Here is a 12,951-nt window from a genome sequence, read left to right as displayed (position 1 = left end):
GGTCGTTGGGGCTGGCCTCCGGGTCGTCCAGGATGCGGCGCAGCTGGGCGAGGTGGGCGGGGCGGATCAGCAGGTCACCCGCTCACCCGGTCACTTGCTGCAGGTCGGGTCGGACTGCGGCAGCCGCCCGCTCGCCAGGTAGGCGTTGACGGTGTCGTCCACGCACGCGTTGCCGTACATCCCGTAGAGCGCGTGCCGGTCGGCGCCCTGGAGCGTCAGCAGCCGGGAGCCGGGCAGCAGGCCGTGCAGCGCGGTGCTGTCCCGGTAGGGGGTGCGCGGGTCGCCGGTCGCGGCCACGATCAGCGCCGGGACGTCGTACCGCGCCTCGGTGGGCTGCTCGCGCGGGCGGTCCCAGAACGCGCAGGTGCTCACGTTGTTGAGCAGCGGGCCGAGCAACGGGTGCTCGGCGCGGCTGCGTTCGACCGCGCGCCAGTAGACCTCGGGGTCGCGCGGGGCGGCGCCGTCGGCGCAGAGGATCGCCATCTGGGCACTGGCGGACGGCGAGTTCTGCGGCGTGAGGGTGAACCGCAGCAGGCCGACGCCGCCGCGGCCGCCCAGGCGCAGGCCCAGGCTGACGCCGCCGCTGCTGCTGCGCAGGCCCAGGCCGCCGCCCAGGCGCAGGCCGAGGCCCAGGCGAAGGCACAGGCGGAGGCCAAGGCCAAGGCCGACGCGGCGGCCGCCGCCTCCCGCTCGCAGGAGCGCCCCGCCCTGAACGCCAAGCCGTCCTACTCCGGCAGCCCGCGCGAGATCGCCGCCCAGATCGTCCCGGCCGGCCAGCTCCAGTGCTTCAGCAACATCGTGTTCCACGAGAGCAGCTGGAACCCGCACGCCGTCAACGCCTCCTCCGGTGCGTACGGCCTGGTCCAGGCCCTCCCCGGCTCCAAGATGGCCTCGGCCGGCGCCGACTGGCGCACCAACCCGGCCACCCAGATCAAGTGGGGCCTGAACTACATGAACACCCGCTACGGCAGCCCCTGCGGCGCCTGGGCGTTCTGGCAGTCGCACCACTGGTACTGAGCCGGCCCGGCCGACCAGGCCCGTCCCGGCAGCATCACCGGCCCCGCGCGGAACCCCTCCGCGCGGGGCCTCCGGCTTTCACCGGGCCGCCCGCGCCGCTCCCGTGCGGGGCCGCAGGGCGTGCCGCAGCAGCGGGAGGTGGCTGCGGGCGATTTCATCAGCCGGGAGCGAGGCCAGCGGTTCGAGGCGCAGGACGTAGCGCACCATGATCAGGCCGGCCAGCTGGGAGGCGAACTCGCAGGCCCGCCGGCGGGCGTCCTGGCCGCCGATCCGGGCGGCGATCCGGTCGATCATCTCGCGCTGCAGCACCTCGTTCACCAGGAGGGCGAGCGCCTGGTCCTGGGCGGCGCCGCCGAGCATGGCGCGCAGCGGCGCGGCGTTCTCCGGCTCGGCCCAGATGGCCAGGACCCGGTCGAGCACCCGGTCGGGCAGGGTGTCGACGTCTCCTTCGAGGACGAGCGCGAGCTGCTCGGCGGGGTTGACGGCCAGCGCGAGGGCGGCGCCGAACAGGCCCTTCTTGGAGCCGAAGTAGTAGCTGACCAGGGCGAGGTCCACGCCCGCGTCGGCGGCGACCGAGCGCAGGGTGACCGCCTGGTACCCCTCGGACAGGAAGCGCCGGCGGGCGATGTCGAGGATCTGGGCGCGGGTGTCGGGGCTGCCGGTCCGCCGGCCCCGGCGCGGTGGCTTATTCATCACGGTTGAAATCCTATCCCCGGCGCGCCCACGCTGGCCGCATCGCGCCGCCCCCGTCCTGCCGGACCGGGGCCGGCGCCCGGACGCCAGGGAGAGAAGGACCGCCATGACCGCCACCGAGCCACGGGCCGCCGCCGCCCCGACCCCGGACGCCACCCCGGGCGGGCCGCCCGTCCGCCACCAGCTGGTGCTGCTGGTCACCTGCCTCGCGCTGGCCACCGTGGTCGCCGCGATGGCCTCGCTGAACGTGGCGCTGCCGGACCTCGCCCGGGAGACGCACGGCAGCCAGACCCAGCTGTCCTGGATCATCGACGCCTACAGCCTGGTGTTCGCCGCGCTGCTGCTGCCGGCCGGGGCGCTGGGCGACCGGTTCGGCCGCCGGCGCGCGCTGCTGGCGGGCCTCACCCTGTTCGGCGGCGGGTCCGGGCTGGCCGCGCTGACCACCGACCCGGCGGTGCTGATCGCCCTGCGCGGCCTGCTCGGGGTGGGGGCGGCGCTGGTCATGCCGGCCACCCTCTCCACCATCACCGGGACGTTCCCGCGCGCCCAGCGGACCAGGGCGGTCAGCGTCTGGGCCGCGGTGGCGGGCGCCGGCGCGGTGGTCGGCCTGCTCGCCTCGGGGACGCTGCTGGAGTTCTGGTCCTGGCGTGCGGTGTTCCTGCTCAACGTGCTGCTCGCCGTGGCCGCGCTGGCCGGAACGCTGCTGTTCGTGCCCGAGTCCGCCGATCCGCGGGCCCCGCGGCTGGACGTCGGCGGCGCACTGCTGGCCGTGGCCGGCCTGGGCGCGCTGGTCTACTCGGTGATCGAGGCGCCGACCCGCGGCTGGGCGGAGCCGGTCACCCTCGGCGGGATCGCGGCCGGGCTCGCCGTGCTGGCCGGCTTCGTGGCGTGGGAGCTGCGCCGCCGCCACCCGCTGCTGGACCCGCGACTGTTCCGCAACCGGCGGTTCGCGGCCGGCTCGCTGTCGATCCTGTGCCAGTTCTTCGCCTTCTTCGGCTACATCTTCGTGATCATGCAGTACCTGCAGCTGGTCCGCGGCGACACCGCCCTGGTGGCGGCCGTGAGCATCCTGCCGATGGCCGTCACGATGGTGCCGTTCTCCCGGCTCACCCCGCGGCTGGTCGAGCGCTTCGGCGCCCGGGGCCCGTGGGTGCTCGGGCTGGTGCTGATCGCCGGCGCGATGGCCGCGCTCGGCGGGCTCGGCGCCGACAGCGCGTACTGGCAGCTCGCCGCCGCCCTGCTGCTGCTCGGCGCCGGGTCCGGGCTGGCGATGACGCCCGCCACCACCGCGATCACGGACGCGCTGCCGCGCTCGCTGCAGAACGTCGCCTCGGCGATGAACGACCTCTCCCGGGAGCTCGGCGGCGCCCTCGGCATCGCCGTCCTCGGCAGCCTGCTCAGCGCCGGCTACCGCGGCCACCTGGACGTCACCGGCCTGCCCCCGCAGGTGGCCGAGGCCGCCCGGTCCTCGCTGGCCGCCGCCACCGGGATCGGCGGCCCGGTCGGCGACCACGCCCGGACGGCGTTCGTGGACGGCATGCACCTCACCCTGCTCACCGGGGCGGGCGTGGCCGCGCTGGCCGCGGTCGCGGTGGCCCTCCTGCTGCGCGGGCAGGCCACGGCGGCGGCGGGCGACTGAGCGCCCGGCCGGCCGGCGCCCCCTGGTGGGGTCCGGTCGGGGCCGGTCCGGGGTCCGCTGCGCCGCAGCGGACCCCGGCCTGCCGGTGTTCCCCGGTCACGGCGCCGCCCGCCTGACGCGCTGACGTGGACACATCCGGTACGGCACGTGAAGATCTGGCGGACGCCCGTACGGTTTGACGGGTATTGCTCATAATTACGGACTGTCAGACCTTTGCCACCTCCCGCATCCGCTCCTACGCTCCGGCCTCATGCCCTCACCTCTGATCAGCGTCGTGCTCCCCGCCTACGACCAGCAGAAACAGCTCCCGGAGTGCCTGGACTCGCTGCTCGCCCAGTCCTTCCGCGACTTCGAGGTCATCGTGGTCGCGGACCGCTCCCCCGACACCCCGGCCGGGGTCGCCGAGGCCTACGCGGCCCGGCACCCGCGGGTCACCGTGCTGCACCTGGACGCCGCCGTCGGTGTCGGCGTGAGCCGCAACGCCGGCGCGGCCCGGGCCTCCGGCGAGTACCTGCTGTTCCTGGACGCCGACCACCTGATGCCCCGGGACGGCCTGCAGTCGCTCGCCGACCGGCTGGTGCAGACCGGGCCGGTGGACGTGCTGCTGTTCGGGCACACCCGGCGGCACGGCGGGCGGGACTGGCCCGGCGAGGCGGAGGCGCAGCTGGCCGAGGCCGGTCCCGAGGTGTTCGGGCCGTCCGACCGCCCCGGGCTGTTCGGCGCCCCCGCGCTGGCCTGGGACCGGCTGCTGCGCCGCGAGCACTGGCGCGAGCGGGCCCTGGCCTTCCCCGACGGCCGCTACGAGGAGATCCCGGCGGTTCACGAGGCGATGCTGACCGCCCGGCGGATCGCCGTGCTGCCGCGCGCCTGCGTCCAGCTGCGCCGCCGGGAGACCGTCCACCCGACCGGCTCCCCCGGCAGCAGCCGGTTCGACATCTTCGAGCAGTACGAGCGGAGCTTCGCGGCGCTGGACGACCTGGCGGCGCAGCAGCCCGGGCTGGACGACGTCCGGGACGCGCTGTTCACCCGGATGGTGCGGCACTACCTCTTCACCTTCGACCTCGCCGGGTGCGTGTCGCGCGCCGAGCGCCCGCAGTTCTTCCACCGGGCCGCCGAGCACCACCGCCGCTTCCAGCCCGCGGGGCACCGGCGGCCGGGCGGCCGCGAGGGCGTGAAGTTCTCGCTGCTGGCGGGCGGCGCCTACCCGGCGTTCGAGATGGCCAAGCTCTCGCACATCGCGAAGGGAACGCTCACCGGATCGGCCCGGCGCAACGCGTCCTGACCTCAGAGGACGTGGGCCGTGCCGCCGCCGGCGGCCATCGCGGCGGCGATCCGGCGGGCGGTCTCGGCCCACGCGTCGGCGGGCTGCGCCGGCAGGACGTCCATCCAGAGCGGGAGGGTGGAGCCGCGCAGCTGCAGCATGCCCTCGGGGCGGGCGATCAGCCACAGGTGCAGGTGCGCGGCGCCGTCACCCCACCGGTTGACGTGGACGCGGCCGATGCCGCCGAGTGACAGCAGCGCCGCCTCCACTCTCTGGAGCATCGGCCCGAACTCGGCGGCGCGCTCGGGCGGCAGGTCGAACAGGTCGTGGTGGGCGCGCGGCTGGAGCAGCACGACGGCGGGCAGGCCGGAGGGTTCGTCGGCGGTGCTCAGCCGCCAGTGCTCGTCCGTCCAGAGGAAGTCCCCGTCCGGGCGGACGCACTGCTTGCAGCCCTCCGGTCCGTCCTCGCCCTGGCGCGGCGGCTCGGGCAGCTGCGGCGCGTCCAGCACCTTGACCCGCAGCTCGCCCTCGTACGGGAAGATGTCCCAGGACGGGGCACCGTCGGCCGGGAAGGGCGGGCGTTCGCCGATCGGCAGGCCCGCGAGGTGGGGGTTGGCGGCAGCGGGGTCATCCCCGGGCATCGCAGTCTCGGTGATCATGGAAGCCGAGCCTGCCAGACGGCACCCCGCCGGCGGTAGGGCCCGGTCCGCCCGACACGCCCCCCGCGGGGGGCGGGTCCGTACCGCGGGCGGCCGCGGGCTGCGATGATCGGCGGCGGTACACCAGCGTTCCACCCCCGGGAGGACCACCGTGAGCCGACCGTCCGCCGCCCCCGGCGCCGACCTCGCCCGGGAGCTGGCCGCCACGCTGCGCGGCGAGGTCCGCTTCGGCGCCGCCGAGCGCACCGTCTACAGCCACGACGCCTCCAACTACCGCCACCTGCCGCTCGGGGTGGTCAAGCCGGCCGACCTGGACGACGTGCGCACCGCGCTCGCGCTGTGCCGGCAGTACCGGGTGCCGGTGGTGCCGCGCGGCGCCGGGACCAGCATCGGCGGGCAGGCGATCGGCCCGGGCGCCGTCGTGTTCGACTTCCGGCGCCACCTGGGCGCGGTGCTCGGCGTGGACCCGGAGCGCCGCACCGCCCGGGTCGAGCCCGGCACCGTCCTGGACGACCTGCAGCGGGCCGCCCGCCCGTACGGGCTGCGGTTCGGGCCCGACCCGTCCACGCACAGCCGGTGCACCCTCGGCGGCATGATCGGGAACGACTCCTGCGGCGCGCACTCGGTGGCCTGGGGGCGCACCGCCGACAACGTCGAGTCGCTCGACCTGCTGCTCGCCGACGGCACCGAGCTGACCGTCGGCGGTCCGCTCGGGCCCGCCGAACGCGCCGCCCTCCCCGGACTGCCCGGCCCGGCGGGCCGGCTCCACCGCGACCTCCAGGAGTTCACCGACCGGCACCTCGCCCTGATCCGCCAGGGCATGCCGGACCTGCCGCGCCGGACCTCCGGCTACCCGCTGGACGCGCTGCTGCCCGAACGCGGTCACGACCTCGCCCGGGCGCTGACCGGCACCGAGGGCACCTGCGCCCTGCTGCTCGGCGCGACCGTCCGGCTGGTCGAGGAGCCGCCGGCCCGCGCCCTGGTGGTGGCCGGCTACCCCGACGAGACCGCCGCCGCCGACGCCGTGCCCGCGCTGCTGCCGCTGCGACCGCTGACCGTCGAGGGCATGGCCGCCGACCTGATCGAGGCGCTGCTCGCCGCCGGCCCGCGCCCGCCCGCCCTGGACCGGCTGCCCGCGGGCGCCTGCTGGCTGTTCCTGGAGGCGGGCGGCGCCACCGCCGCCGAGGCGCTCGACGCCGCCCGCCGGCTCGCCGACGCCGTCCGGCGCGAACGCACCGCCACCACCACCGTCGTCACCGACCCCGGCGAGCAGCGCCAGCTGTGGGGGGTGCGTGAAGCCGGCGCCGGGATCGTCACCCGGCTGCCCGGAGGCGGCGAGGCCTGGCCCGGCTGGGAGGACTCCGCCGTCCCGCCGGAGCGCCTCGGCGACTACCTGCGCGACCTGCGGGCCCTGCTGCGCCGGCACAGCCTGCGCGGTGTCCCGTACGGGCACTTCGGCGAGGGCTGTGTGCACCTGCGGATCGACTTCCCGCTCACCGAGCCCCAAGGGGTGCTGGTGTTCCGGGAGTTCATGGAGCAGGCGGCCGATCTCGCGGTCTCGTACGGGGGTTCGCTGTCCGGCGAGCACGGCGACGGGCAGGCCCGCTCCGAGCTGCTGCCCCGCATGTACCGGCCCGAAGTCATCGGCCTGTTCGGCGAGTTCAAGCGGATCTGGGACCCGGAGAACCTGCTCAACCCGGGCGCGCTGGTCGACCCGCGCCCGCTCGACGCCGACCTGCGGTTCGCCGGACCGGTGCGCGAACTCCCGCTCGCCCTGCCGTACGAGCGGGACGACGGCAGCCTGGCCAAGGCGGTCCGCCGCTGCGTCGGCGTGGCCAAGTGCGTGGACCCCGCCACCGGGGTGATGTGCCCGAGCTACATGGCCACCGGTGAGGAACGGCACTCCACCCGGGGCCGGGCCCGGCTGCTCGCCGAGATGCTGCGCGGGGCGGGGGCGCCTCCCGGCGACCCGGCCGGGGGCGCGATCCGGGACGGCTGGCGCTCGCCCGAGGTCCGGGAGGCGCTGGACCTCTGCCTCGGCTGCAAGGGCTGCGCGAGCGACTGCCCGGTCCACGTCGACATGGCCACCTACAAGACGGAGTTCCTCCACCAGCACTACCGGCACCGGCCGCGGCCGGCCGCCCACTACTCGATGGGCTGGCTGCCGCTCTGGCTGCGGGCGGTCGCACTCGCCCCCGCCGCGGCCAACCTGCTCGCCCGCTCGCCGGCGGCCGGCCCGCTGAAGCGGCTCGGCGGGGTGGACCCGCGGCGGGTGGTCCCGGTCTTCCCGCCCGAGACCTTCACCCGCTGGTACCGCCGCCACCGCGCCGCGCACCCGGCCCCCGAGGGCGCCCGCCCGGTGCTGCTCTGGCCGGACACCTTCTCCGACCACCTCCAGCCGAACGTCCTGCGCGCCGCCGTCGAGGTGCTGGGGCACCTGGGCTTCGACGTCCGGCTCCCGGCCGGCCCGGTCTGCTGCGGCCTGACCTGGTACTCCACCGGCCAACTCGGCACCGCCCGCCGGGTGATGCGGCGCAGCCTGCGCGCGCTGGCCGCCGCCGGGCTGCCGGAGGACACCCCGGTGGTCGGCATGGACCCGAGCTGCACCGCCACCCTGCGCGAGGACCTCCCCCGGCTGCTCGGCCCCGACGGCCGTCCGCTCGCCGAACGCACCCGCACCTTCGCGGAGTTCGTCGACGAGTACGCGCCGGACGCCCCGCTCCCGCAGGCCCCCGTGGACGCCGTCACCCAGACCCACTGCCACCAGCACGCCGTCCTCGGGACCGCCGCGGACCGCCGGGTGGAGGCCCGGCTCGGCGTGCGGAACCGGGTGCTGGACTCCGGCTGCTGCGGCCTGGCCGGCAACTTCGGCTTCGAGCGGGGCCACTTCGAGGTCTCCCGGGCGGTCGCCGAGCGCGTCCTCCTCCCGGAGGTCCGGGCCGCCGACCGGGACACCGTCATCCTCGCCGATGGCTTCAGCTGCCGCACCCAGATCTCCCAACTGGCCGGGGGCCGCCGGGCCGTGCACCTCGCCGAACTGATCCAGCGGGCCCTGCACGACCAGCGGTGAGGCCCGGCCAGCAGTGAGGCCCGGCCGGCGGGGCACGCCCGTGGCGGCGTTTACGCCGGGAGACCGGGAGCCACAATGACGGCATGACGCTCACCACCGCCGAGGCGGACAAGATCCTCGCCGACAACTTCGCGCCCTGGGTGCAGGCCCTCGGCCTCACGGTGGCCGAGACCGGCCCGCGGCACGCCGTGCTGCGGCTGCCGTGGTCCGGCCGGCTGGCCCGCGAGGGCGGCGGGATGTCCGGCCAGGCGCTGATGGCCGCCGCCGACACCGCGAGCGTCATCGCCGTCTCGGCGGCGCTCGGCGGGTTCGGGCCGATGACCACCGTCCAGCAGTCCACCAGCTTCCAGCGGGCGGTCACCGGCCGCGACGTCCTGGTGCACGCCCGGGTGACCAAGCTCGGCCGGCGGATGGCCTTTCTCGACATCACCCTGACCGCCGACGGCGAGGAGGATCCCGCCGCCCACGCCACCACCGTCTACGCGCTGGCCGGTTGAGCACCATTGAGCACCCGCGGAGGCACGGCGAACCGGGCGGCGGAGGCGATCGCCGCCCGGTAGGCGCTCCCCGGGAAGGGCCCGGACGCGGGTCCCGGGCCCGCCCGGACACGGGTCTCAGGTCCGCAGCGGCTCCTCCACCTCGGTCGACCTCGGGCTCTCCTCCGCGCAGACCGCGGTGACGAACTCCGCCAGCCGGGCCTGCGGGAGTCCGCGCGCGATGTCCGCCTCGCTGATCATCCCGACGAGCTCGTGCTCCGGGTGGTTGATCACCGGCAGCCGGCGCACCTGGTACTGCTCCATCATCCGCAGCACCTGCTCGGCGTCCTCGTCCGCCTCCACCGTCATCGGGCGGCCCTCGGCGAGTTCGCCGGCCGTCACCGTGGCCGGGTCACGGCCCTCGGCCACGCACTTCAGCACGATGTCACGGTCGGTGATGATGCCGAGCAGCCTGTTCCGCTCACCGCAGATCGGCAGCGCCCCGACATGGCGTTCCTTCATGATCCGGGCTGCGGCGGCGATGGTCTCGTCCTCACGGATGCACTCCGCGCCCGGGTGCATGATGTCGCTGGCTCTGGTCATGATCGGCCTCCTGACGTGCCTGCCACTCCCGTTCACTCCATCGTGGTCCGGCGCCGGGGCGACCGCCACCGGGCCCGTCACCCCTGCTCCGCCGGCGCCTCCCCGGCCCCCTCCCGGGCCCCGCCGGACGTGCCGTCGCGGTCCGGGCCGTCGCGGTCGGTGACGTTGCGGTCCGCACCGTTTCGCTCCGCGCCGTCCAGCGGCGAGTGCTCCAGCAGCTCCTCCAGCGGCGGCAGTTCGAGCTGCTCCACCGCGGGCAGCTGCGGCTCCTCCGCGCCGGCCTCCGGCGCCTCGGCGCTGCCGCCCTCCCCGCGCAGGGACTGCCGCTGCACCTCCCCCGCGGTGTCCAGGAACCGCAGCAGCTCGACCGGGAACGGCAGCACCAGCGTCGAGTTCTTCTCCGCCGCCACCTCCACCACGGTCTGCAGCAGCCGCAGCTGGAGTGCCGTCGGGGTCGCGCTCATCACCGAGGCCGCCTCCGACAACCGCGCCGAGGCCTGGTACTCGCCGTCCGCCGTGATGATCCGCGCCCGGCGCTCCCGCTCGGCCTCCGCCTGCCGGGCGATCGAGCGCTTCATCGACTCGGGCAGGGCGACGTCCTTGATCTCCACCCGGTCGATCTCGATGCCCCAGCCCAGCGCGGGGCTGTCGATCATCAACTCCAGGCCCTGGTTGATCGGTTCGCGGTTGGCCAGCAGGTCGTCCAGCTCGCTCTTGCCGATGATCGACCGCAGCGAGGTCTGCGCGACCTGCGAGATCGCGAAGTTGTAGTCCTGCACGTTGACGGTCACCTTCACCGGGTCCACGACCCGGAAGTACACCACCGCGTCCACCCGGACGGTCACGTTGTCGCGGGTGATGCCCTCCTGCGCGGGGATCGGCATCGTCACGATCTGCACGTTCACCTTGCGCAACCGGTCCGCCACGGGCATCAGCATCACCAGGCCCGGGTCCCGGATCTCCTCGCGCACCTTGCCGAAGCGGAACACCACGCCGCGTTGGAACTGCTGGACCACCCGGACGCTGGCCGCACCCACCACGGCCGCCAGGATCAGCACTCCGACAATGACCCCCAGCACCACATCGACGACCATCACGGCCTCCTCGCGCAGCAGCGAGTCCCGGCCGTCGCCGACCCGGCCCAGCCGGGGGCCGCCGGAGCACTGATTCCACGCTACGCCTGCGGACCCGCCGCCGGAGCCCGGTGCGGACCTGCCGCGGGAGTCCGCAGGCGCAGCCTAGGATCGTGACCATGCCCGACCCCGTCGACGCCGGCCCGGCCGCCGATCCCGACGACCCGCGCCACCCCGCGGCGGCCGCCGCCCGGGCGGACGGGATCACCGCGCTCGACCGGGTGGTCACCGGCTGCCGCGCCTGCCCGCGCCTGGTCGCGTGGCGCGAGGAGACCGCCCGCACCAAACGCCGCGCCTACCAGGACTGGACCTACTGGGCCCGCCCCGTCCCCGGCTTCGGACCGCCCGACGCCCCGCTCGTCCTGGTCGGCCTCGCCCCCGCCGCGCACGGTGCCAACCGCACCGGCCGGATCTTCACCGGCGACCCCTCCGGCGACCTCCTCTACGCCGCCCTGTACCGGCTCGGGCTGGCCGACCGCCCCGAATCCGTCCGGCACGGCGACGGCCTGCAGCTGCACGGCGTCCGGATCACCGACCCGGTCCGCTGCGCACCGCCGGACAACAAGCCGACCACCGCCGAACGGGACACCTGCCGCCCGTGGATCGTCCGCGAGCTGGAGCTGCTGCGGCCCACCGTCCGGACCGTCGTCGCGCTCGGCGGGTTCGCCTGGCAGGCGCTGCTGCCCGCGGTCGAGGCCGCCGGCTGGCGGGCGCCCCGCCCGCGGCCCGGGTTCGGCCACGGCGCCCACGTCACCCTGCCGGCCACCGACGGCGGGCCGCCGCTGGAACTGTACGGGTGCTACCACGTCAGCCCGCGCAACACGAACACCGGCCGGCTGAGCACCGCGATGCTGCGCGACCTGCTCCGGACCGCCGCCCGCTCGGCCGGCCTCACGCCACGCGAGGACTGAGCGGGGGCGAAGCAGCGCCAAGCGGGCCGAGGAGCCGGGCGGGCCCGGGGTCAGCCGAACCGGGCCAGCTTCCGCTTCGCCGCCCGCCGCCACACCGCCGGCAGCTCCCGCCGGGCCGCCTCGCCCGCCGCCAGCTCCTGCCCGTACAGCACGCCGTACCCGAAGGCCTCGCCCGACGCGTCCGCCTGCCCGCGCAGGGCGGCCGCCGCGACCACCGCGTCCTGGTGCTCCCCGAGCACCTCCTGCACGGCCTTCATCCGCTCGACGTACCGCTCCGCCGCCCGCCCGGCCACCGGCACCGCCGTCTCCCCCGCGTACCGGGCGCGCTTGGCCGCCTTCCGCGCCTCGTGCAGCGCCTCGTCCTGCCCCGCCCCGCCGTCCAGCGCGCGCTGCACCCGCTCCGCCGTCCGCCGCTGCTCCCGCGCCGCGACCCGGGCCAGCTCCGCCCCGGCGGCCCGCCCCGCCCGCCGGCGCAGCGGCGGATCGTCCAGCAGCGCGGCCAGCCCGTCCGCCAGGGCGCGCCGGCGCGGGCTGTCCAGCGCCGCGAGGACCTCGGGCCAGACCCGCCGGTACTCGGCCCGCCCCCACCGCTCCAGCTCCGCCGCCACCCGGTCCGGCCCGCAGGCGTCCGGCAGGTCCCGCGCCCGCGCAGCCAGCCGCGCGCCCAGCACCTCCCGGTCCCTGGCCCGCCCCAGCGCCGACCCCAGCCAGCGCAGTTCGGCCACCAGCTCGTCGGTCACCCCGGCGGCGAACAGTCTCCGGTACGTCCGCAGCGCGCTGCGCAGCCGTCGGCCCGCCACCCGCATCCGGTGCACCGCGTCGGGCTCGTCCGCCCGCACCGCGTCGTCCAGCTCCGCCAGTACGGCCGCCTGTGCCCCGAGCCGTTCGAGCACCGCGGCACCCACCGTGCCTTCGCCCGCACCCATCCGCACGCACACCCCTTCGCCGGGGAACGCCTCCCAGGTTACGGCGCGTCCGACACTTCGCGCGCCCGGCGGTTCGCGCGCCCGGCGGTTCGCGCGCCCGGCGGTTCGCGCCCCCTTCCTGCAACCACCGCACGCCATAGCGCCGGTGAGCTCATAGATACCCTTGCGCGCCCGTGGCGCGCTCTCTTTGACGAGCTTTCGCCTGTCGACGTACTGCTGCCAAATCTCGGGGCCGATGAGTTCCTCGTGCGCCCCTTGAATGAACTGGTAATTCGGGCAACTGCCGTTTGTCTTACGCCCGTTGCACCGGCAGGCGGGGTCATGGACACGCAGCAGACCTGCCGCGAACCCAGAGTCCATGTAGCGCTTGATGGTCTCTGCTGACCACAGCGTGTCCCTGGTGGTGCGGTGCCCGCGGCTGTTGAGCCATCCGGCGAGCGCCGAGAAGCCTGTCACGCCTGCCACGTAGCGCAGGAACGCCTCGACGACGGTTGGTCCGACCTCGATGTCTGCCTCGTAGCGCTCCTGCTGCACCTTTCGGGTTTGGGGGTTGTAGCGCCGGT

The 12,951-nt window shown here is 75.6% G+C and carries 12 protein-coding genes and 1 pseudogene; 6 read left to right on the top strand and 7 right to left on the bottom strand.

Translation table 11 applies throughout. From position 1 onward, the window contains the following. Positions 1–90: 90 nt before the first annotated feature. Positions 91–372 (bottom strand): alpha/beta hydrolase, encoded by a 282-nt coding sequence (locus ABZ885_RS25705; RefSeq protein ID WP_360193044.1) that lies wholly within the window; start codon positions 370–372, stop codon positions 91–93. A gap of 27 nt (positions 373–399) precedes the next feature. Between ABZ885_RS25705 and ABZ885_RS25700 the strand changes: the two genes are divergently transcribed. Beyond that, complete coding sequence (locus tag ABZ885_RS25700) at positions 400–1,017, top strand: transglycosylase SLT domain-containing protein (RefSeq protein WP_360193041.1); 618 nt, start codon at positions 400–402, stop codon at positions 1,015–1,017. Between the two features lie 78 nt (positions 1,018–1,095). Here ABZ885_RS25700 and ABZ885_RS25695 read toward each other — a convergent pair whose 3' ends face one another. Next, positions 1,096–1,710 carry a TetR family transcriptional regulator gene (locus ABZ885_RS25695; protein WP_360193049.1) on the bottom strand — a complete coding sequence of 205 codons (615 nt, stop codon included), beginning with the start codon at positions 1,708–1,710 and terminating at the stop codon, positions 1,096–1,098. A gap of 106 nt (positions 1,711–1,816) precedes the next feature. On the opposite strand from ABZ885_RS25695, the gene ABZ885_RS25690 reads away from it, so the two are divergent. Together ABZ885_RS25690 and ABZ885_RS25685 are read left to right on the top strand one after the other, a co-directional pair. Then, a complete protein-coding gene (locus tag ABZ885_RS25690; protein ID WP_360193038.1) occupies positions 1,817–3,349 on the top strand; it encodes an MFS transporter in 1,533 nt (510 codons plus the stop codon). A 250-nt stretch (positions 3,350–3,599) separates the two neighbouring features. Further along, the gene (locus ABZ885_RS25685) at positions 3,600–4,631 is read left to right on the top strand and encodes a glycosyltransferase family 2 protein (RefSeq protein WP_360193036.1); all 1,032 of its coding nucleotides are present in this window, start codon (positions 3,600–3,602) and stop codon (positions 4,629–4,631) included. 2 nt (positions 4,632–4,633) lie between these two features. On the opposite strand, the gene ABZ885_RS25680 is transcribed toward ABZ885_RS25685, so the two are convergent. Next, on the bottom strand, positions 4,634–5,269 hold the full coding sequence (locus ABZ885_RS25680) for a hypothetical protein (RefSeq protein ID WP_360193033.1): 636 nt from the start codon (positions 5,267–5,269) through the stop codon (positions 4,634–4,636). A 151-nt stretch (positions 5,270–5,420) separates the two neighbouring features. Here ABZ885_RS25680 and ABZ885_RS25675 point away from each other — a divergent pair, with 151 nt between their 5' ends. Continuing rightward, a complete protein-coding gene (locus ABZ885_RS25675; protein WP_360193030.1) occupies positions 5,421–8,339 on the top strand; it encodes an FAD-binding and (Fe-S)-binding domain-containing protein in 2,919 nt (972 codons plus the stop codon). 83 nt (positions 8,340–8,422) lie between these two features. Beyond that, entirely contained in the window at positions 8,423–8,836 is a 414-nt protein-coding gene (locus ABZ885_RS25670) for a PaaI family thioesterase (protein ID WP_360193026.1), read from the top strand. A 117-nt stretch (positions 8,837–8,953) separates the two neighbouring features. On the opposite strand, the gene ABZ885_RS25665 is transcribed toward ABZ885_RS25670, so the two are convergent. Together ABZ885_RS25665 and ABZ885_RS25660 are read right to left on the bottom strand one after the other, a co-directional pair. Continuing rightward, positions 8,954–9,418, bottom strand: coding sequence for a CBS domain-containing protein (locus ABZ885_RS25665; RefSeq protein WP_360193024.1), 465 nt, complete (start codon positions 9,416–9,418; stop codon positions 8,954–8,956). A gap of 77 nt (positions 9,419–9,495) precedes the next feature. After that, entirely contained in the window at positions 9,496–10,512 is a 1,017-nt protein-coding gene (locus tag ABZ885_RS25660; protein WP_360193021.1) for a slipin family protein, read from the bottom strand. 158 nt (positions 10,513–10,670) lie between these two features. Between ABZ885_RS25660 and ABZ885_RS25655 the strand changes: the two genes are divergently transcribed. Further along, on the top strand, positions 10,671–11,462 hold the full coding sequence (locus ABZ885_RS25655) for a uracil-DNA glycosylase (protein ID WP_360193018.1): 792 nt from the start codon (positions 10,671–10,673) through the stop codon (positions 11,460–11,462). A gap of 50 nt (positions 11,463–11,512) precedes the next feature. On the opposite strand, the gene ABZ885_RS25650 is transcribed toward ABZ885_RS25655, so the two are convergent. Next, on the bottom strand, positions 11,513–12,388 hold the full coding sequence (locus ABZ885_RS25650; protein ID WP_360193046.1) for a CHAD domain-containing protein: 876 nt from the start codon (positions 12,386–12,388) through the stop codon (positions 11,513–11,515). A gap of 216 nt (positions 12,389–12,604) precedes the next feature. Beyond that, a pseudogene (locus tag ABZ885_RS25645) lies at positions 12,605–12,922 on the bottom strand (recombinase family protein); the annotation flags it as partial. Positions 12,923–12,951: the final 29 nt, after the last annotated feature.

The organism is Kitasatospora sp. NPDC047058 (assembly GCF_040643935.1).
GTDB lineage: Bacteria > Actinomycetota > Actinomycetes > Streptomycetales > Streptomycetaceae > Kitasatospora.
Note: the sequence above shows the minus strand (reverse complement) of the source record. Positions and strands in the feature narration are given on the sequence as shown.

Bases quoted from the DNA above. Each gene is read 5' to 3' on its own strand.
- ABZ885_RS25695 (WP_360193049.1), bottom strand. From the start codon at position 1,710: ATGAATAAGCCACCGCGCCGGGGCCGGCGGACCGGCAGCCCCGACACC.
- ABZ885_RS25690 (WP_360193038.1), top strand. From the start codon at position 1,817: ATGACCGCCACCGAGCCACGGGCCGCCGCCGCCCCGACCCCGGACGCC.
- ABZ885_RS25685 (WP_360193036.1), top strand. From the start codon at position 3,600: ATGCCCTCACCTCTGATCAGCGTCGTGCTCCCCGCCTACGACCAGCAG.
- ABZ885_RS25680 (WP_360193033.1), bottom strand. From the start codon at position 5,269: ATGATCACCGAGACTGCGATGCCCGGGGATGACCCCGCTGCCGCCAAC.
- ABZ885_RS25670 (WP_360193026.1), top strand. From the start codon at position 8,423: ATGACGCTCACCACCGCCGAGGCGGACAAGATCCTCGCCGACAACTTC.
- ABZ885_RS25665 (WP_360193024.1), bottom strand. From the start codon at position 9,418: ATGACCAGAGCCAGCGACATCATGCACCCGGGCGCGGAGTGCATCCGT.
- ABZ885_RS25660 (WP_360193021.1), bottom strand. From the start codon at position 10,512: ATGGTCGTCGATGTGGTGCTGGGGGTCATTGTCGGAGTGCTGATCCTG.
- ABZ885_RS25655 (WP_360193018.1), top strand. From the start codon at position 10,671: ATGCCCGACCCCGTCGACGCCGGCCCGGCCGCCGATCCCGACGACCCG.
- ABZ885_RS25650 (WP_360193046.1), bottom strand. From the start codon at position 12,388: ATGGGTGCGGGCGAAGGCACGGTGGGTGCCGCGGTGCTCGAACGGCTC.